General features: G+C 48.8%; 21 protein-coding genes. 11 read left to right on the forward strand and 10 right to left on the reverse strand.

Annotated elements, in window-relative coordinates; all coding sequences use genetic code 11:
- Positions 1 to 61 precede the first annotated feature (61 nt).
- Entirely contained in the window at positions 62 to 346 is a 285-nt protein-coding gene (locus UNDYM_RS11645; RefSeq protein ID WP_162044581.1) for a phage virion morphogenesis protein, read from the reverse strand.
- A gap of 639 nt (positions 347 to 985) precedes the next feature.
- A complete protein-coding gene (locus UNDYM_RS11650; RefSeq protein WP_162041176.1) occupies positions 986 to 1,528 on the reverse strand; it encodes a hypothetical protein in 543 nt (180 codons plus the stop codon).
- Positions 1,529 to 2,362: 834 nt separating this feature from the next.
- Between UNDYM_RS11650 and dksA the strand changes: the two genes are divergently transcribed.
- The gene (gene dksA / locus UNDYM_RS11655; protein WP_162044582.1) at positions 2,363 to 2,830 is read left to right on the forward strand and encodes an RNA polymerase-binding protein DksA; all 468 of its coding nucleotides are present in this window, start codon (positions 2,363 to 2,365) and stop codon (positions 2,828 to 2,830) included.
- A gap of 97 nt (positions 2,831 to 2,927) precedes the next feature.
- Positions 2,928 to 3,194 carry a GlsB/YeaQ/YmgE family stress response membrane protein gene (locus tag UNDYM_RS11660; RefSeq protein ID WP_162041177.1) on the forward strand — a complete coding sequence of 89 codons (267 nt, stop codon included), beginning with the start codon at positions 2,928 to 2,930 and terminating at the stop codon, positions 3,192 to 3,194.
- 92 nt (positions 3,195 to 3,286) lie between these two features.
- Here UNDYM_RS11660 and UNDYM_RS11665 read toward each other — a convergent pair whose 3' ends face one another.
- On the reverse strand, positions 3,287 to 4,273 hold the full coding sequence (locus tag UNDYM_RS11665) for a lipase family protein (RefSeq protein WP_162041178.1): 987 nt from the start codon (positions 4,271 to 4,273) through the stop codon (positions 3,287 to 3,289).
- 153 nt (positions 4,274 to 4,426) lie between these two features.
- On the opposite strand from UNDYM_RS11665, the gene UNDYM_RS11670 reads away from it, so the two are divergent.
- Entirely contained in the window at positions 4,427 to 4,900 is a 474-nt protein-coding gene (locus tag UNDYM_RS11670) for a hypothetical protein (protein WP_162041179.1), read from the forward strand.
- Positions 4,900 to 6,363: a patatin-like phospholipase family protein gene (locus UNDYM_RS11675; protein ID WP_162041180.1), complete on the forward strand. Its 1,464-nt coding sequence runs from the start codon at positions 4,900 to 4,902 to the stop codon at positions 6,361 to 6,363. The genes UNDYM_RS11670 and UNDYM_RS11675 overlap by 1 nt, the downstream gene beginning before the upstream one ends.
- 85 nt (positions 6,364 to 6,448) lie before the next feature.
- Here UNDYM_RS11675 and UNDYM_RS11680 read toward each other — a convergent pair whose 3' ends face one another.
- Entirely contained in the window at positions 6,449 to 6,682 is a 234-nt protein-coding gene (locus UNDYM_RS11680; protein WP_162041181.1) for a hypothetical protein, read from the reverse strand.
- Positions 6,683 to 6,984: 302 nt separating this feature from the next.
- Positions 6,985 to 7,278, reverse strand: coding sequence for a hypothetical protein (locus UNDYM_RS11685; protein ID WP_162041182.1), 294 nt, complete (start codon positions 7,276 to 7,278; stop codon positions 6,985 to 6,987).
- Between the two features lie 222 nt (positions 7,279 to 7,500).
- On the opposite strand from UNDYM_RS11685, the gene UNDYM_RS11690 reads away from it, so the two are divergent.
- On the forward strand, positions 7,501 to 7,821 hold the full coding sequence (locus UNDYM_RS11690; RefSeq protein WP_162041183.1) for a helix-turn-helix transcriptional regulator: 321 nt from the start codon (positions 7,501 to 7,503) through the stop codon (positions 7,819 to 7,821).
- 189 nt (positions 7,822 to 8,010) lie between these two features.
- Here UNDYM_RS11690 and UNDYM_RS11695 read toward each other — a convergent pair whose 3' ends face one another.
- The gene (locus UNDYM_RS11695) at positions 8,011 to 9,066 is read right to left on the reverse strand and encodes an AraC family transcriptional regulator (RefSeq protein WP_162041184.1); all 1,056 of its coding nucleotides are present in this window, start codon (positions 9,064 to 9,066) and stop codon (positions 8,011 to 8,013) included.
- Positions 9,067 to 9,178: 112 nt separating this feature from the next.
- Between UNDYM_RS11695 and UNDYM_RS11700 the strand changes: the two genes are divergently transcribed.
- The 6 genes from UNDYM_RS11700 (at position 9,179) to UNDYM_RS11720 (ending at position 15,607) form a co-directional block, all read left to right on the forward strand.
- Entirely contained in the window at positions 9,179 to 10,789 is a 1,611-nt protein-coding gene (locus UNDYM_RS11700) for an FAD-binding oxidoreductase (RefSeq protein ID WP_162041185.1), read from the forward strand.
- Complete coding sequence (locus tag UNDYM_RS31350; RefSeq protein WP_370529464.1) at positions 10,786 to 11,661, forward strand: glycerol-3-phosphate dehydrogenase/oxidase; 876 nt, start codon at positions 10,786 to 10,788, stop codon at positions 11,659 to 11,661. The genes UNDYM_RS11700 and UNDYM_RS31350 overlap by 4 nt, the downstream gene beginning before the upstream one ends.
- Before the next feature lie 14 nt (positions 11,662 to 11,675).
- Positions 11,676 to 12,407 carry a glycerol-3-phosphate dehydrogenase C-terminal domain-containing protein gene (locus UNDYM_RS31355; RefSeq protein WP_370529465.1) on the forward strand — a complete coding sequence of 244 codons (732 nt, stop codon included), beginning with the start codon at positions 11,676 to 11,678 and terminating at the stop codon, positions 12,405 to 12,407.
- Positions 12,408 to 12,416: 9 nt separating this feature from the next.
- Positions 12,417 to 13,979: an FGGY-family carbohydrate kinase gene (locus UNDYM_RS11710; RefSeq protein ID WP_162041186.1), complete on the forward strand. Its 1,563-nt coding sequence runs from the start codon at positions 12,417 to 12,419 to the stop codon at positions 13,977 to 13,979.
- A 357-nt stretch (positions 13,980 to 14,336) separates the two neighbouring features.
- Complete coding sequence (locus tag UNDYM_RS11715; RefSeq protein ID WP_162041187.1) at positions 14,337 to 14,639, forward strand: alpha/beta fold hydrolase; 303 nt, start codon at positions 14,337 to 14,339, stop codon at positions 14,637 to 14,639.
- The gene (locus tag UNDYM_RS11720; protein ID WP_197740998.1) at positions 14,639 to 15,607 is read left to right on the forward strand and encodes a GyrI-like domain-containing protein; all 969 of its coding nucleotides are present in this window, start codon (positions 14,639 to 14,641) and stop codon (positions 15,605 to 15,607) included. The genes UNDYM_RS11715 and UNDYM_RS11720 overlap by 1 nt, the downstream gene beginning before the upstream one ends.
- 54 nt (positions 15,608 to 15,661) lie before the next feature.
- Here UNDYM_RS11720 and UNDYM_RS11725 read toward each other — a convergent pair whose 3' ends face one another.
- The 4 genes from UNDYM_RS11725 to UNDYM_RS11735 are packed head-to-tail and all read right to left on the reverse strand — an operon-like array spanning position 15,662 to position 19,057.
- Positions 15,662 to 16,192: a response regulator gene (locus UNDYM_RS11725; RefSeq protein ID WP_162041188.1), complete on the reverse strand. Its 531-nt coding sequence runs from the start codon at positions 16,190 to 16,192 to the stop codon at positions 15,662 to 15,664.
- Complete coding sequence (locus UNDYM_RS30660) at positions 16,192 to 16,962, reverse strand: HD-GYP domain-containing protein (RefSeq protein ID WP_370529481.1); 771 nt, start codon at positions 16,960 to 16,962, stop codon at positions 16,192 to 16,194. Before UNDYM_RS30660 ends, UNDYM_RS11725 begins: the two co-directional genes overlap by 1 nt.
- Positions 16,890 to 17,504: a response regulator gene (locus UNDYM_RS30665; RefSeq protein WP_232063991.1), complete on the reverse strand. Its 615-nt coding sequence runs from the start codon at positions 17,502 to 17,504 to the stop codon at positions 16,890 to 16,892. The genes UNDYM_RS30660 and UNDYM_RS30665 overlap by 73 nt, the downstream gene beginning before the upstream one ends.
- Positions 17,501 to 19,057 carry an ATP-binding protein gene (locus tag UNDYM_RS11735; protein WP_197740999.1) on the reverse strand — a complete coding sequence of 519 codons (1,557 nt, stop codon included), beginning with the start codon at positions 19,055 to 19,057 and terminating at the stop codon, positions 17,501 to 17,503. The genes UNDYM_RS30665 and UNDYM_RS11735 overlap by 4 nt, the downstream gene beginning before the upstream one ends.
- Positions 19,058 to 19,099: the final 42 nt, after the last annotated feature.

Genomic DNA, 19,099 nt, shown 5'->3' on the forward strand with positions numbered 1-19,099 from the left:
ACTCAATTTCATTCTACTATTGAAAATGTCTGCTTTACAGTTTTTTTGACAATAATACTGTTCACTTCGCATTGAATTCATGCAAGGTAGAAAAGAAATTTTGTTCATAGGATTTTTTATCTGAAAATCCCAAGACCTGCCTCTCTTTATACTGAACATCACCCCCACCCGCCACAACCCTATCCCGTAGCCCATATTGATGCACCCACGCAATACGGGCTACGCGGCCATAGAAACCCACTTCCAGCCCGTTGCCGTCTGCCTTTGCTTTGAGGTGGGTGTTTGTGCGCAGCTTGTTGAACATGCTGGCTTTTTGCTTCTTTATTCTGCCTTGTTTGCCCCTGATGTTTTTGAGAAGCGCGGGGTCAGGTCTAACTTTCCTACATTTTCAACCAAGTGGACGATTACGCGGCGCTAATCGCCCCTGCGCGTGCTTAGGCTTCTGCGTCAGGCTGGTCACTTCGCCATACCCATCCTGCAGAATGCAAATCGCATCGTGTGACAACCCAGCTAGCGATGATCATTTCAATTCCAGTTGCGCCACAAGTCTCACAGATTTCCAGACTTCGCTCGGCCACATCGTCTAAGTAATCGGTAAATGACGGGTCGTTGCGTGGATCAAGATCAAATCTTAATGCCCCCATTTTTGGAACGCACACGTTATCGATATATGTGGCGGCAAATTTTCGAAGACTTCGTCGACTAAGGGCAACCAGCCCTCACCACAAGTGTCCCGTATCGCTTCTTGCGCCTGCAGCCTAGTCAAACCATTCGCCATTTGAAGCCTCAGTAGATTTCCGTTAAATGTCGGGTGATGTCGCAAGGCACAGGGCCAGGTCTGACATTCATACATTTCCAACCCGGCTGGCGATTACGCGCCACTATTCGCCCTTACGCGGGCTGAATACCTTAAAAGCCGAATTTTTAAATGATTCAGCCTCTGGGCCAGGCTTTGGTGTGGGATATCCTGATGGAATATCAAGGCTCATAAGTCCCCCATGATTCCCCCTACTATCCCACCAGCGATTCCAGCTTGAACCGGTGACATATTTGCAGGAGTACTTCGCATTACAAGAGCTTGGACGGCCGTAGAATCTTCATTAGTAGCTTCGAAAGCTAGTGGGGCTTTCTCTCTTTTGGCTATAGCTTCTCCAAACGATTTTGAGCTGTACGCAATACGACTTGGTGTATAGTAAATAAATGGCATCAACGACAAATCATTAGGAATCCAAATTCCCCCGTAAGCAAGTATTATTTCGTTACCTAGCTTCCACCAAACTGACGGAAGTTGGCCAATGTAATATTTTCCGATCGAATTTTCCAAATGCAATCGGTAAGTACCTTGCAATATGCCGACAGTAGATTCTTTTCCAAATGCGCCAATGACTGTGTAAGAAAGGTTTTCTTTCAGTTCTATTGGAGGAGCATTATTTTGGGGAGGTTTTAAATCTGCTGACACGGGAGGAGTTGCGCATCCAGCCATTGTCATAACAATGGCTATCCAAATGAGTAATAGGTGATTTTTCATGGGTATTGATCTTGTAAAAGAGCCGGGTCAGGGTTGGTATTTCAATTTTCCGACCTCGCGGGTGTTTAGCTTATCATTTTTGCTTTGAATAAGCGGGGGGAGGTATAACTTTCATACATTTCCAACCCAGTGGGCGATTACGCGCCGCTAGTCGCCACCACGCGTGCTGATAGTGTTTTCGTCGCTAGAGTGTCAAATTTCAGATGAAAAAGGCATTCAGAGATGCTGCGACCTCGGGAAAAGGCGGGTTGCCGGGTTCACATAACCATACCGTGCCAGTCCGATTGCATACGCCGAAATAGAAGTCGGAATTAGTTGTAGCTATGCAGATTGGAGCGGCGTCTTGATTCCAGCTACACGCTGTTATTACCCTTTGCGGGGTATTGTCACGCGGTCGTATACGGTTGTATTGATTGCTCTCTTTGGCCCCGGTCAGTACCAGGCTTACTATATCCTGATAGATTTTTGCTGGCAATGTCCTGTCCGTTGATGTACGCGTCCACTTGGCCGAGCAAATCTATTCACTAAGGCATACCTCCATCAGAAACATATTTTTTCCTTTGGTCAGAACGGTCATCAAACATTGATGCGAAGTAGGATGGATGAGCCTTTATTATTAACCCAGCGTAGGAACTCACTGACAAGTTTTGTGGCCTTGGTCTTGTAGATGTGGCGTTCATTGATTGGTATCTTGCCTTAGGTTTTAAATATTTCTTCAGTTGCAAAGAAAAAACCTATGCAGTAGATCTGCTGGTTTTTTGCGATGTTCTTTTGGGAAATATTTAAATGGACAATCGACTCACTACTTGATTCAGGAGTATCACGATGACTACCATGCAAAGCAATACTGCATCTAAAAAAACGGCGATCAAATCCCGTGCACTTGGCTCCAAGCCCAGGCTGACAGAAGAAAAAATTCTGCGCATGGGGGAGATGGAGTATATGAATGATGCGCAACTGGCGTTTTTTAAATCTCGCTTGCAGGAAATTGAATCAACCCTGGTCCAGAATGCTAATGAGACTACGGCCCATCTGCAGGAAAACGACATCATTGCAGACCCTTTTGACCGTGCCACGATAGAAGAAGAGCATGCGCTGGAGTTGCGTGCGCGTGACCGTGAAAGCAAGCTGCTCAGGAAGGTGAGGGCTGCCTTGGTGCGCATAGAGGAAGGGGATTATGGCTGGTGCGAAGACTCTGGTGAGCCTATCGGTATAGAGCGTTTGTTGGCACGACCTACCGCGACGTTGTCGCTGGAGGCACAGCAACGTCATGAGCAAAGGCAAAAATTATTTGGTCACTGATTTTTCATGGTGATAGTCCACAGGAACGCATCTCATGCTATTTATGAAATGAGTTCTAGATAGCAGGACAGGGATCGCTAAGCAATACGGAGGGCATATGGATTTGATTTTTTGGATTTTTGTCGGTGGCATAGTCGGCTGGATCATTTTGATGACTTCTACGGGTGACCACCAGAATATTTATCTGAATGTGCTGGTTGGCATAGCGGGTGGTTTGATCATAGGCTGCCTGATGCCCTCGTATTTGAGTATTGATGCACCCAACGATGGAGGCTTTGATTTTCAGGCCCTGGGCAGTCTCATCGTTGGCGCAATGGCGATACTGAGCATTGCCAGCCTTTTTATGTCGCGGGATTCGCGCTAGGGCGGGCATCGTCACGGGGATTTTTTTATGAAAACAAGCCCTTGTTGGACGAGGGCTCGTTTGTTCTTGCTGATCCGGTGTGTACCGCTTGTTCAGGAAGTCGTGCAACTGACTGGCGGCAAGCCGAAGAAAGATAAATAATTCCCTTGTTCATGCTGGGCGGCGACCTGGTCAAACCATTGTTCTATCAGAGGCTTGCTGGTATCCACCGGGTGAAGTGATTTTGAGGTATTCAGCGCGACACTGCCGCTTGCCTGATTGGTCTGTGTGTAATACGAGCCGTAACCAAATTCGGCAGTATCGATCGCAATTGCGATGAGGTCAATTGCTTCCTTGAGTGTGACGGTGACGTTGTCGTATGTGGTTTCTATGCTGCTGGCTTCTGGTGCAGGTGAATACAGCAGCCCTCCAGAACTCAGATCGTCCGATGCCATGGGGACAAGGTCTATCTCATTATAGTAGCGCCATGAATTGGGGAAGCTTTTGTCATAGGCGTCTGCAAATGCCTGGTTGCCAGCGGTGGGGGCGGCAAAGGTCAGTACGGGGAAAAGTGCGGGAGGCGTTACTTTGTTTTGCTGGAATTGATACAGCAGCCAGGGGGCAAAAACCGTCGTCAGGTTACCACCCAGGCTGTGGCCAACCACGCCGATGGAAATGTCACTGCCGATAGCATTTGCAGCAAGGTACTGGTATATCGTTTGGCCAGACGCATTGACCAACTGTGTCAGGTCATTCAGGCCATCTGACGAGCCCTGCGAGATCATAGGATTTGCGTCGCTGGCTGGATAAGTCCAGGCAGTTTGTTCAAACACATTCAAATCCTGATAAAACCAATTGTCAAAAGCCTGCCAGCTAAAGTTGAGCAGAGAGCCGCGTATGCCCACCACATATTGCGAACTGCCATTGTAGGCAACGAAGGCGATATTGCCGTTGATATCGTTTTGCGCCACCCAGACGGCACTCCAGCCATTGTTCATGTTCTTTAGCGTTGAAGCCGGATCGGGGCAATACGCTACTGCAGCCAGCGTCATTGCTAATCCTGGATTGGGGTCGGATGCATTGCCTATCGATGTACTCATGGTATTTTCCTGGTAGATGTGGGTTGACATGCGTGCAGATTTGTCCGGGATGTGCCAATGCGCATGTCGGGCAAATCAGTTTTTAAATTCCGATTTGAAAATGTAGTTGATGGTGGTTAAAAAGACAAGTTCATTTTATAAATACCTGGCCAGTTGCGCAATTACGGCGCCGTTTTTTTGCCGCAACTTGGAGGAGGGGCGGGGCAGCCTCGCAGCGTCTTTGTGAGATATTCTGGAACCTGTGCAATAATTAATAGTCTATCAAGTTTGCATTTGAGTTCTGGCCGTCAATTTCTTTCTGTTGACTGTGGAATTCAAGGTTTCAAGGGAATCATGGAGTTTGAATTGTTGAATATTTCCCCGATAAAAAATGCCATTATTGGCTCTTCGATCTGGGCGACGATGCTTTTATCAGGCTGTGCTTCTTTGCACCTGGATGAAAGAAATCCACATATAAATGTCAAGGCTGCTGGCGGTGACACCAGTGTTCCACGGGCGCATTACGCGTCGCGGCTAGGATGTACAACAAGTACTGTGGCTGAGAGCGATCCTTGTCCTCATCCCATGTTTGTGGGAGTAGCGATTTCTGGAGGAGGATTGCGGGCGGCAAATTTTGGCCTGGGGTAATGTCGCAGTTGCGTCATTTTGGTTTGTTTGATGAGGTCACGGCATTGTCATCAGTCTCTGGTGGTTCACTTGCGGCTGCGGCTGTGAGTTTGAAGCCATTGACCAGTGAGGCGGATTTTGATGTGATGGCGTCCCAATTACGCAGGGACTATTTGTCATCATGGGTATACCGTTCGGCTAACCCTATCAATTTTGTACCTACGCTGACATCCGGTAAAAATGCCACCCGTATCCTGGCAGATGTGTTTGATACGGGGATATACAAGGGCGCGGTGTATGGCGATTTGGGTGAACGCAAGCCGGGCAAGCCTTCGCTGTATATCAACAGTTCGCATGCGCACCGGTTTGTCGGTGCCGACAGCTTGACGACCAGGGGACTTAATTCCTCAGAAGCGAGCTTGCAGGGTTTTACTTTTACGGATGCTGCATTCAAGGAAATTGGTTCAGATTTAAATCAGTTGCGCCTGGCAGACGCAGTGGCCGCATCTGCTGCCTATCCTGGTTTGTTCGTGCCCTTGGCATTAAAAAACTTTAATGCTGAGACTGATATTTATCATCAGGCCAGCCCGAAATTTTTGCATTTATATGATGCGGGCTCATCTGATAATCTGGGTGTCGATGCGTTGATCCGTGCCTATTCAGAAATTTTGGTGGGCACTCAGGATTTGTCATGCCTGCTGATACTGGTAGATGCGCACGTCAATGACAGGGGGGACTTGAGTGGTTCATTGGCAGATACCAGGAGCAGCATGATAGATTATGTCATCAGCCCATCTATCTATCGTGCATTCGATTCCTTGCTGGAGCAGCGCAGGGAATGGCAGCTCGATATGCTGGGCGTGCCGTTAGCGTCTGATCAGTCATTCAGGTTCAATCCTAACGTCAATATCCCTTTAAAGAATTATGCATTTTCTGGAAAAGGGAATTCGGTAGGACGTGGGCGTCATTTCGCGGTGGACGAATCTCCCGCCCTGACGCCGAGTCGCTCCATCAATCATGCAAATTGCGCGGTTTGGCATATAGGTCTGGATCGTTTGCTTGAGCTAACCAAGAAGGGAAATCCGCGCAAGCGCAATGCATTTTTTCAGCAGGCGGCTGCCGATGAATACAGGGATGATTCCTATCGGGATAACCAGCTCATCAGACTAGACCGCTTTGTCAATTCCATACAAACAAATTACAAGCTTGCCTTGAATGGGCCTGGACGTTGCGATGAGATCCCGATACAAAATTCTCTTTTTGAAGCGGCGAGGGTGTTGATGACTACGGATACTGACTCCAGCACCAAGCTGGTGACATGGCTGAAAGAAAATCATCGCGAAAACCTGTCGCAGAACATCAGTGATTTGCTGGCTTCGAAAGCGATGCAGGACCAAAAGGAGCTGGTCCAGGTGCCACGTTATTTAGTGCAAGAGCCAAATTCTTCGCATCCTTTGGCGTCCTGGATTAATTGTATCAAGTAAGCCGTACCAATAAAAAGACCTGAGCTAGCTCAGGTCTTTGCATTTGCTGGTGTCATATTGATAGTGGCGCTGATATGTTTTTGTATCATGCCGCGATCTTGTGGTCGGCCCAGTGATAATCTATTGCCGCACTTGGCACACCGACAGAATTGGTATTTTCTGAAGACATGCTGATGTGGCGTATATATTCTCCTGCGGCCTGTCTTTGTCTCAGATTCTCAGCAAATTTGAGGGCGGCAATCATGTCGCCGGTATCAAATTCCCTGCAGTGAGACATCTTAATTTGCTTGTGGATTTCTATCCAGAATACAGCAAACATGTTTACCTCCCTTCCTTAGAAATAACGTCAGGCTGGCCGGATTTTTCCCTTTAAGCCTGGGCTTGTCCTTGCGATTCAGGTAAGCAAGGAAAAGCTTGATTAAATGAATATTGTTACTTGCGGGCCTGTGATCAGTACCGGTGTTTCCGTGGCCTGACTGCTAACTACTGGCCACGACCGCTTGCGCGGGTTTTACTGCTGGGTCTGTGTTTTTTGATAAAAACAGCAGATGATTAAACAAAAAGCCCGGAGCTTTTTAAGGGCATCCGGGCTTTTCAGCTTTAAGTAGGGCAGAGCGGGTTTTAATTTGCTCCTGCTACCTGAAGGGCTGGCCTTCGGATGCGGTGATACTGGTTAGGGTTAAACGTAAAATTAACTGGCTTGGACTGCTCGCTGCGGGTACTCACATGTTTGGCGACTGTACGAATAATGCTGTTGCTATCATCGCGTTTGGACGTTGTGCCAGACGCAGCCAGAGTTGTTTGTGCATCACGATAATTCAGTCCCGCCACTGCCTTGGCCGACAATGCTGCCAGCAAGCCCTGTGCGGTTAAGCACATGTCTTGTTGCAGTTGTGGGAGCCAGGTAGATTTCACGTATCGTTCCTAAAGAAAAAAATGTTTAAAAAGTCTTGCTAAATTCGATGAATTGATCTTGCCACAGCTTTTGGAAAAAATCCAGCATGGCGTGGAGAAAATTGAATGTTTCATGTTGTTTTTATGCGGTGACCGCAAAAATTGCCTATATCCTGTATCATCGCAGCCGTTGATTGAGGTTCAATCACGCTTATTACAAACCCTGTAACAATACTTTTCCCCATGTTCGGACACAAAATAAAAGCCGAGCTCAGAATCCGTGAGTTGATGGTTGAGCACAAGATTCGTTCGGTTTCTGCCTTGCACCGCCTGCTGATAGCAAGGCGGGTGACCGTCTCGCATTCCCAGCTATTACGTATCGTCGATAACAAGGCAGAACACTGGAAGGTGGAGTTTATTGAAGCTTTTGCCGAGCTTTTTAATTGTTCGGTACAAGACTTGTTCCGTTTTGAAAAACTCGCCGCCATTGAGGCCTCTGCTGATGCGCTTGTGCAGGATAAAGACTCAGGTGTCAGCGCTGAAAATAAAAGTGCAGGGGTTTGATGTAGCACAAAAGACGATTCATGCAGCCGTCATAATTTTGCGCTATAGTATGTCTAGCTGCTGTACATACAACCGATATGTATGACGGTAGTGAGGTGCGCTTGGTTTGCGTTCAAGCAGACAAGCCACCGTCCAGAATTCAAAAAATGCGGGAGTCGTGTAAGCGGCTTCCGTTTTTTTATTATCTGCTTATTTTCGACGCTGGTGTTTTTCTCTGTAGGCACCCGGGCTCACGCCTGTCCACTCCTTGAAGGCATGATTGAAGGCGCTTTGCTCCTGGTAGCCTAGCAGGAAGGCGATATCAGCCAGGCTGAAACCTGTTTGCTGCAAATAATCGATGGCCATGTCTTTCCGGGTTCGATCCAGGATTTGCTGGAAGCTGATGCCTGCTTCGCTCAATTTACGCTGTAGCGTGCGCTGGCTCAGCAATAGTTCTTGCGCGATCAGCGGCAATCTGGCCTGGTCTTGTGCGAGATTATTGCTGATAGCTGCCCTGACCTGGGCAACGATGCCACCGTCCTGCTGTGCCTGCTGTTTTTGTTTGAGCAATTGTTCGGCATGATGTTGCAAGACCGGGTACATGCTGACATCGGCATTGGGCACAGGCCAGCCAAGCAGGGCTGTGGGAAAACGTGCGCAATTGATGATGGCCTCAAAGTGTACTTCCTGGCCAAACAGACGGTGATGCTCGCTCAAATCATCTGGAGCCGCATGCCTGAAATACACCGGTGCATCAGGCAGTATAGTGCCGGCAAACCAGTTGCCAAACACGCGTATGCCGGCAAATACACTTTCTACCAGGTGCCTGCTGGCCTGCGGATAGTGGCTATGCCACTGATATTCGGTCATCGCATCATCGACGACCAGTGCCGAGCGGCCAAGGTCATGTGCCAGGCCTTCATAGCGCATGGTTTGCTGGAAGGCTTGCTCAAAGTCCTTGCAGCTCATCAGTATCATGCCATACACATTGTAGGTGCCAAGCTTGACCCTCTCGCCTACATGCAAGCCAATGTGCGGGTCCTTGCTTAGTTCTGCTGCCGCATCAAGCAGGCGTATATAGTCTGCAGCAGCTATGCTTTCCTGCAACCTGCTCAGGGCATCTTCAGCCATGCCAGCCATGGTCGCCAGCGTGCACAAATTTAAACTACGTTCGTTCACCAGTTCAAGCAAAGGTTGCAGGTAGGCAGCAGCAACCCGTCCATTGATATGGTGGCCAGCGATTGCTCCTGTATGTGAATTTGGCATATTAAAACAAGAACCCTGTCATGAAAGCGCAATACCTGAAGGTGACACTTGATTAAGCTACAAGTTAATCATTGAGTATACCAAGCTCGGGCTTAATTCAGGGATAGAAAAAATGCGACGTTGGAATGGTTGGGGGGATGACAGTATTCATTATGCGATCAATGCAGATGCATTGAGTTTTTTGCAGGCACGCATAGGGAATGGCGTGCCGCAGACAGATGCAGAACTGGATCAGGTATGCCAGCAAGTGCCAGAAAGCCGTTTGCCACCACATCCACTGACAGATACAGATGCGCTTGGGCGCGTCAGGCATACTCTGGGACAAAGCCTGCCAGACTGGCTCAAAATGCGCTTTGGCAAGATCAGCCATTTCCCTGATGGTGTGGCTTACCCAGAAAGTGCTGCGGATGTGCGCAGCTTGCTGGATTACGCCGCATTACACAACATCGCCTTGATACCTTATGGCGGTGGCACCAGTGTGGTTGGGCATCTGGCCGTTACCGAGAGCGTACAGCCTGTCTTGTCTGTCGACATGTCACGTATGTCGCAATTGCTGAATCTGGACAAGGAGGCACAACTGGCGACTTTTGGTGCAGGTGTCTTTGGTCCTGATCTGGAAGCGCAATTGCGTGCCCATGGCTATACGCTGGGGCATTTCCCACAATCTTTTGAATATTCGACGCTGGGTGGCTGGGTGGTTACCCGTTCATCTGGTCAGCAGTCGTTACTCTATGGGCGTATAGAACAATTACTGGCAGGTGCCAGGGTAGAGACCCCTGCGGGGAGGCTGGATATCCAGACCTTCCCTGCATCCGCTGCCGGGCTGGATTTGCGGGAAATGTTGCTGGGATCAGAAGGGCGCATGGGCATATTGACGGAAGTGACCGTACGCATTACGCCTTTACCTGCATGTGAAGAATTTCACGCGGTGTTCTTTCCTGACTGGGATACAGCACAAACTGCTGTGAGGACTATCGCCCAGGGCAAGCTCGGTTTATCGATGTTGCGACTGTCAAATGCAACGGAAACCCTGACCAGCCTGACATTGGCAGGCCACAAGAAGTTGATAGGCTTGCTGGAATCTTATCTGCGCCTGCGTGGTTGTGATGAAGGTAAATGTGTTTTGCTCATCGGTGCCAGCGGCGAGAAATTTCAAGTGCGCCATGCTATCAAATCTGCATTGAAGATGACAGGCCAGCATCAAGGTGTGCATGTAGGTAAAACCATGGGTGAAAAATGGAAGCAAGGGCGTTTCAGGAATGTCTATCTGCGTAATAGCGCCTGGCAGCAGGGCTATGCGATAGATACGGTAGAGACAGCTTGCGACTGGCCCAAAGTGAAGGCCATGATGTCGAGTATAGAGCAGGCGGGACGTGATGCGATGGCAATCGAGCGTGAACAGGTGCATGCGTATACGCATTTGTCCCATTTATATGGACAGGGGGCCAGCGTTTACTCAAGCTTTGTCTATCGCCTGACTGGTGATTATGAACATGATTACGCACGCTGGCGCAGGCTCAAGTCTGCAGTTTCTGCTGCCATCGTCGCCAATGGCGGCACCATAAGCCACCAGCATGGCGTGGGTAGTGACCATGCACCTTACCTGGAAGCTGAAAAAGGCAGCCTGGGAATATCTGGCATGCGTCATCTGTTCAAACACTTCGACCCACAAGGCATCATGAATCCGGGCAAGCTGTTGCCGGCAGAAGATGTAAAACAATGAAAACAGCCAAATCACGTGCCGATTTGCTCAAGTCGATTACCCGTCATGAGCAAGATTGGGACATCATCGTTATCGGCGGCGGAATCACTGGTGCAGGCATATTGCTGGAAGCTGCACGACGTGGCTTAAGGGTTTTGCTGGTCGAGCAAAAAGATTTCGCCTGGGGCACATCCAGCCGTTCATCCAAACTGGTGCATGGTGGCTTGCGCTACATTAAAGAAGGCAAGTTCTTCCTGACACGGGATTCTGTACGTGAAAGGCAGGGACTGATGCAAGCTGCGGCAGGTCTGGTCGAGCCACAGAGTTTTGCATTTGCTGACTATCAGGGGCGCAAGCCCGGGCGATGGATGTTTGCGATCGGTTTGGTCATCTATGACTTTCTGGCTGGTTTGCGTGGAAAGCATTATTTTTCGGCGCAAGACTTCCAGATGCTGGCACCGCATATACCTGCGGCTGATTTAAAAGGCGGCTCTTGCTATCTGGATGCCAAGACTGATGATGCCCGTCTGGTGCTCAGAGTCTTGCAGGAGGCGCGTGCTGCCGGAGCAATCGCCTTGAATTATCTTGCAGTAAAAAGTGTCATGTATGAAAACGAGCAGGCCACTGAAATTATCCTGCAAGATGTATTGAACATGCAGGAGTACCAGATCAAGGCAAAAGTCATCATCAATGCAACCGGAGCCTGGGCTGACGACCTGCGTCAGCAGCAAGGGGCAAGTGCAAGATTGCGCCCTCTGCGCGGCAGCCATTTGCTAATGCCTGCCTGGCGCTTGCCGGTGGCGCAGGCGGTAAGCCTGATGCACCCGCGTGATGGCCGTCCCGTCTTTGTCTATCCCTGGGGGGCGTCAGTCTGGTGGGAACGACAGACGTAGATCACTGCTCTGACATGCGGCAAGAAACAGCCATCACGGCAGATGAAGTCGCTTATTTGATGGAAGCCATGGACTTTCAGTTCCCGCAATTGCAACTGAAGCTGGATGACATCATCGCCAGCTATGCAGGCATACGGCCTGTGATTGATACCGGCAAGGCCGATCCATCGAAGGAAGGGCGTGATCATGCCATCTGGCTGGAAAAAGGCTTATTGACAGTTACAGGCGGCAAGTTGACGACTTTCAGGCTGATTGCGCAAGATGCGCTAAAGCACATTGCTCATTTATTTCCTGGTCATCAGTCTGATCAAAAGGTGAGCAATTTATTTGCCCGCCCATCAGATTTAGCTAATGAAAAACAATTAAACCATACACAAAAATCACGGTTGCAAGGCCATTATGGTGAATCCGCTGCTGAGATTGTACAAATTGCTCAAGATGGTGAACTGGATTTCATACCAGGGACACTGACCATGTGGGTGGAATTGCGCTGGGCAGCGCGGCATGAAGCGGTAGAGCACTTGCAAGACCTGATGTTGCGCAGAACCAGGCTGGGTTTATTGTTGCGCCAGGGTGGCATGGCTCTGCTGCCACGCATTCGTGCTATCTGCCAGTCCGAACTAAAGTGGGATGATGAGCGTTGGGAAAATGAGCAGTCAGCCTATCTGCAGATGTGGAACAAGTATTATGCTTTGCCAGACAAGAGTAGTATTCCTGAATGGCGAAATCATCGACAGCACACATAAAATAAAAACATGTCCAGACAATATATCCTCTCCATAGACAACGGCACTCAAAGCGTCAGGGCTATCCTGTTTGATTTGCGCGGCAATATCGTCGCCAAATCCCAGGTACATCTGGAAGCTTATTTTTCAGATCAGCCTGGCTGGGCCGAACATCATCCTGAAGATTATTGGCAGGCAGTGTGCACAGCCTGTCAGCGGCTGTGGAATGAACACGGGATTTCTCCATCGACGGTACACGGTGTTGCAGTGACCACTCAGCGCGGCACCATGATCAACCTGGACAAGCAGGGCCAGCCTTTGCGACCCGCAATTACCTGGCTGGATCAAAGGCGCACCGACATAGTCCCACCGGTTAACCCCTTGTGGATGACAGCCTTCAAGCTGGCAGGCGTCGCCAGTACCATCAATTTTTTTCGAGGTGAGGCAGAAGCCAACTGGATCAAGGCGCATCAGCCAGATATCTGGGACAAGACGGATAAATACCTGATGTTGTCCGGTTACCTGAATTATCGCCTGTGCGGCAATTTCATTGATTCCATAGGTTCGCAAGTCGGTTATTTGCCATTTGATTATAAAGGCTTGAAATGGGCTGGGAAATTGGACTGGAAATGGCAGGCATTGGCGGTAAAGGCCGAAAGCTTGCCTGAGCTGGTGCCACCCGGCACGGTCATGGGGCATATCAACCAGGCAGCTGAGGCAGCAACCGGCATACTGGCTGGCACACCTTTGCTGGCCGCTGCGGCGGACAAGGCTTGTGAAGTGATAGGGGCTGGCTGCCAGCAAGCAAACATCGGTTGCCTTAGTTATGGCACAACTGCGACTATCAACACCACCAGCAAGAAATACCTGGAAGTGACGCCCTTTATACCACCTTATCCAGCAGCAATCCCCGGTTCTTACAGTACCGAGGTGCAGATATTCCGTGGTTACTGGATGGTGAACTGGTTCAAGGAACAGTTTGGTCATCATGAAAAACTGCAGGCGGCAGAGCAGGGCGTCTTGCCAGAGGCCTTGTTTGATGAGCTGGTGAATGCCGTGCCACCGGGCTCCATGGGCCTGATGCTGCAACCTTACTGGACGCCAGGTATCAAGGTGCCAGGTGCAGAAGCCAAAGGCGCTATCATCGGTTTCGGTGATGTGCATACGCGTGCACACATGTACCGCGCTATCCTTGAGGGACTGGCTTATGCGCTACGTGAAGGCAAAGAGCGTATAGAAAAGCGTAGCGGTGTAGCGATCACTGAATTGCGAATCTCAGGCGGCGGCTCTCAGAGTGACGCTGCCATGCAATTGACGGCAGATATCTTTGGTTTGCCGACATCGCGCCCGCATATCTATGAAACTTCAGGTTTGGGTGCTGCTATCGATGCAGCGGTAGGCTTGGGCCTGCATCCCAGTTTTGACGTCGCGATCAAGGAAATGACGCGCATAGGCAAAACCTTTGAACCTATCGCTCATCATCACCAGATCTACAATGAGCTGTATCACCGGGTTTATCAAAAGATGTATGCCCGATTGCAGCCTTTGTATAAAGAGATACAGCAAATCACCGGATATCCGAAAATGCATTGAAGTTACATCGTAGTGCTCGGCCTGCTATCATTATTCGCATGACGACTATAGTTCTCTTGCCTGGCATGGATGGTACAGGCACACTCTATGAGCCTTTGCACAAGGCATTGAATGGTAGATATAAACTACTGGTATTGACATATCCGCCAGATCAAGCGCTGGACTACGCAGAACTGGAGATATTGGTTCAGACGCAACTACCGCAGGATGAAGATTATATTTTGATGGGCGAATCGTTCTCAGGCCCGATTGCCATTTCCATCGCTGCCACAAAGCCAGTGCGGCTGAAGGCCTTGATACTCTGTGCGACTTTTGCATGTAATCCTTATCCCTGGATGGCCGGTTTCAGATTTGTGCATGCAGTTGGCAGATGCTTTGGCACGTGTCAGGCCCGCCAGTTTAAAGGCCCGTTTGCATGCGGTGTTGAGTTGCGATGTCAGAGAAAAACTCCAGGCTATCAAAGTGCCGGTACTCTATCTGCAAGCCAACAGGGACAGACTGATACCAGTCTCTGTCCATGCAGATATCAAAACGCAATTGCATGAAATGGAAACATGCCGATACGATGCACCTCATTTTTTATTGCAGACGAAAGCGGATGCAGTTGCCAAAGATGTTCTGCGGTTGATGTCGAAAGTCGAAGTTGATAAGGAGAGGTAGTGTTAAGTAATGGTGAAAAAGTTGAATATGCCAGGCGCCTGAACAGTGTTCTTGACTATGTAGACCAGCATTTGGATACGTCGTTGGAATTGGATAAATTGGCTGAAGTGGCGCATTTTTCACGTTTTCATTTTCATCGTATATTTGCCGCCTGGATGGGTGAAACACTGGGAGATTATGCGCGGCGGCGACGTCTGGAAACCGCAGCCTGGCGTTTATCCTGCGATCGACAAGCATCGGTACTGGACATTGCGCTCGCATGCGGTTTCGCTTCTGGCGAAGCGTTTGCCCGCGCATTCAAACTCCGGTTTGACTGCACTCCCAGCCAATGGCGGGCTGGTAGCGATGAGCGCAGATTAGCTCAGGTGCGGGCAGGTTATGAAAACCGTGCAAGACATGACAGCAATCTGAGTCAGGTACTCAGCAATTCTGATCAGGTAAACGTGAACGGTATTTGCGAAGATGGTGGCTCTTATCAACCACGTCGAAAGTATCTTATGGAAGTAAATATTGTTCAATTGCCGGCAGTACGCGTTGCTTACCAACGTTATATAGGTCCATATGGCCCAGGTGTTACTGAGTTCTGGCGCAGTAAAGTTACGCCATGGATGCAAGTCCATGGCTTACAGGATCAAGTCTGTTATGGAATAGGGTATGACGATCCCAGCGTCACGGCTGCTGACAAATGTCGCTATGATGCATGCGTCACTATCACTGAGGGCTTCGCGCCAGGTGCTCATGCAAATGTCAAAACATTGCCAGGCGGTGCTTATGCGGTTGCTCAATTCAATGGACCAGCGACGGCTGTGAATGATGCATGGATGGAGTTGATGCGCGAATACTTGCCAGCCAGCGGCATGCAATGTGATGACAGGCCCTGTTTTGAGCAGTTTTCGGCAAATTCTGCTTTGGATCTTCAGACAGGAATATTTTCTTGTCTGTTGTGCATACCTGTCAAGGCGCTATAAAAAATCCTGCAATAATAGTGACATAGTCACTTGTGATGACTAATTCAGCTTGAGTTAATCAAGCAATACCGAGCCATCGGGGCCCCATTTCACTTTGGTGATCCCTGGCTCGGTTTCTTCCAGCCGTTTCATCTCATGTTCCTGTGGCGTGATCATGCCACGTTGCAGGCGCAATTCATCTGCCAGTTTTTGGTCTTCCATGATTTGCTGACGACGCGCTGCTGCCAGTTGTATGGTTTCCAGCAATTCTTCCTGGTTCCAGGGTTTGGCGATGTAGCGAAACACCTCGGCATCATTGATGGCACCCAGTATGGTCTTGAATTCGGCAGAGGCGCTCAGCATGAGGCGTATTGCATGGGGCTGTATTTCCTTGGCAATGGACAAGAACTGAATGCCGTTCATGCCAGGCATGTGGTAGTCAGAGATGATAAAGTCGAAAGCTGTATTACTCAGGCGATTGATCGCATCCTGAGGGGAATTAAACAATTCCATCGTCATTTCCATCTCTTTTGCGACGCTTTTCAGGCTTCTCTGCAGCGCCAGCAAAACATTCTGTTCGTCATCGAGCAATAATATTTTATACATTATTTTCTCCTGTTACTGTGGACACGTATAACTAATTTAGCACCTGCGGGATGCTCGAACAATGTCAATTTGTCGATGATGTGCTGGTCTAGAACATAATCGGCAGGCAGAAGCAGCATACCTTCTTTGGAAATAACGTCTGCAGAAAGTATCATGCCGGGTTGCAGGTGGGCAGTGGTAATTTCTCTATCGTCAATATCTTCAGCCTGATTACTGATGATTTGCTTGAAGGCCGCGACGACTTTGTCATCATAGCGATTGCCGGCACCACGTATGATCAAGGCCTGCGCATCTTCAATATGCACCCGTTTTTGAACCAGGCTGCCATTTTGCAGATTGTCATAGTCACTAGCCAGCGACAATATGCGCGCACCTATGGGGATATTCTCGCCAACCAGCCCATCCGGGAAGCCCCGCCCATCAAAACGTTCATGCTGAGCACGTATGATCTTCGCTGCGCCTTGTAAATCTTGTAGTGGCATTAGCAGCTGTTCGGCGCGCAGAGTATGCTTGTGAAAATGACCCAACTGCTCGCCATTCATTTGATTGACAGGCGTTGCCAATAGCTCGTCTGAAAACCCTATTTTACCTATGTCGGCCAATAAAGCCGCGACAAAAATTTCTTGCGCTTCACGCGTATCCAGATTAAGTTTTTTTGCAATTTTTCTGGATAAATCAGCTACCCGCCGTGAATGTCCTACCAGCTTGTCCCCCGCATCTCTATGACATTGGAAAAAACTTTGATCGAAGTAAGAAAATTGCTTTTTAATTTATCATTGGCCTGCAGCAGGGATGCATGGGCTTTTTTCAAATCGGCGGTGCGCTCATCGACCTTAATTTCCAGACTGGCATTCAGGGATTTAAGCTCTTCATTCTGGCGCAGCGTTAATTCTTCCAGACGTCTTTTCTCTATCTCCAGTGCCTTGCGTTCCAGCGCCTGTTTGACGACCAGTACGATATCGTTGTCATTCCAGGGCTTGGTAATATAGCGATAAATTTCTCCACGGTTGATCGCATCAATTGTGGACTGTATGTCGGCATAGCCTGTCAGGAGCAGACGTATGGTGTCTGGCCATCGGGCTTTGACATGGGTCAAAAATACTGCGCCATCCATGACTGGCATGCGCATATCGGAAATAACCAGATCTATGGTCTCTTTCTCCAGTATCTCCAGACCTTCCTGGCCGCCATTGGCGATAAATATTTTGTAAGAGTGTTGCCTGAACAGTCTGCGCAGAGATGAAAGAATATTCGGCTCGTCGTCAACGAAGAGCAATGCAGGCATCACTTCTGATACTGACTCTGGACTCATTGATTGTCACCGCCATCTTCTTGGGATTGTTCCATGTGCTTGATGGGCAAGCTGATGAGGAAACTGGTTCCTTTACCAACTTCACTATTTACTGTGATTTTGCCGTGGTGTTTTTGTATGATGCCATAAGACAGTGAAAGTCCCAAGCCTGTGCCTTTGCCTATCGATTTGGTGGTGAAGAAAGGATCAAAAATCCGGTTGATAATCTCTTTGGGGATACCACTGCCATTATCTGCAACTTCAATATAGGCCTGAGTATCGTCGCAACTGGTACGTATCGTTATTTTGCCGCGCTCGGCAATGATGGCATGAGAAGCATTGACCACCAGATTCATGATGACCTGGTTGATTTGTGATGCCAGACATTCAATATCAGGGATTTCACCATATTCCTTAATGACGTCAGCCTTGTACTTGATTTCATTATTGACGATATTGAGGGTGGAATCTATGCCCTGATGGATATTGGCCCACTGCCATTCCTGCTGTGAATCAATACGGGAAAAATCTTTCAAATCCTGGACTATCTTGCGTACCCTTTCTATACCTTCACGCGATTGCTGAACCAGCTCAGGAATATCCTCCTTGAGAAAAGATAATTCCTTTTCTTCCTTGATGGCTGTGATTTCATTCCTGATACTTGCAGAGGCAATTTGCTGCTCAGATGACTCATAAACCTGGATGATGGAAAACAAGTCTTTAATATAATTTTCCAAGGTCGCAAAATTGGAAAAAATATAACCTATGGGGTTATTGATTTCATGTGCCACACCTGCGGCAAGCTGGCCTATTGAGGCGAGTTTTTCTGATTGCAGTAACTGCTCTTGCGCCATGGATAATTTGGCATTGAGTTCAGTGAGGTCACTATTCCTGCGCACCAGCTCGTTTTCTATGGATTCTCTTTGCTTGATATCCGCTTCGAGCTTGCTATTTGTTTCTGCCAGTTGCAAGGTACGTTTCTTGACCAGATTTTCCAAATTGCTGTGCGCCTGGCGCAGGGCATTCTCTGCGTCACAACGTTCGGTAATGTCTTCCAAGGTCTCTATGGCGCCTACAATTTCTCCTTCGCTATTGTAGAGCGGAGCCGCTGTAAAGTGTAGCCACAAGCCATGTTCATGCAAGTCTGGAAAAAAATCTATGGCTTCATAAGCACCGCGTATCAATTGAGATTGTGAAAATTTATTGTGGTAAAACTTGTGAACGACGATGTCGTCATGCCCGGACAAAACCAGGTCTGCCAGCACAGGGCGACTATCACGGTAAAAAGGCTTCCATTGATTGCGGGTTGCTAGCATGCTTGCTGCGGAATAACCAAGCACAAATTCGCAAGCCTTGTTCCAATGGGTAATGACATGATCAGAATCGATGACAAAAGTTGGTACGGGGCTGCTGTCCAGGAATTGCGCGAGTTCTATTCCCATTTTGTTGAGCAGAGGTGTGTCAGTTTTAATCCTGTTTTGCTCTATGCGGGAAACGGGCGTTTGAGCATCGGCGGCTCCCGCCGCAGATGCCTGCAAATCATTGTTCTCTGACAGGGAATATTCTTTGTTCATTATTTCACCCGGACTCCTGATTACAGCAACAAGCGTTGTATA

The organism is Undibacterium sp. YM2 (genome assembly GCF_009937975.1).
Lineage (GTDB): Bacteria > Pseudomonadota > Gammaproteobacteria > Burkholderiales > Burkholderiaceae_D > Undibacterium.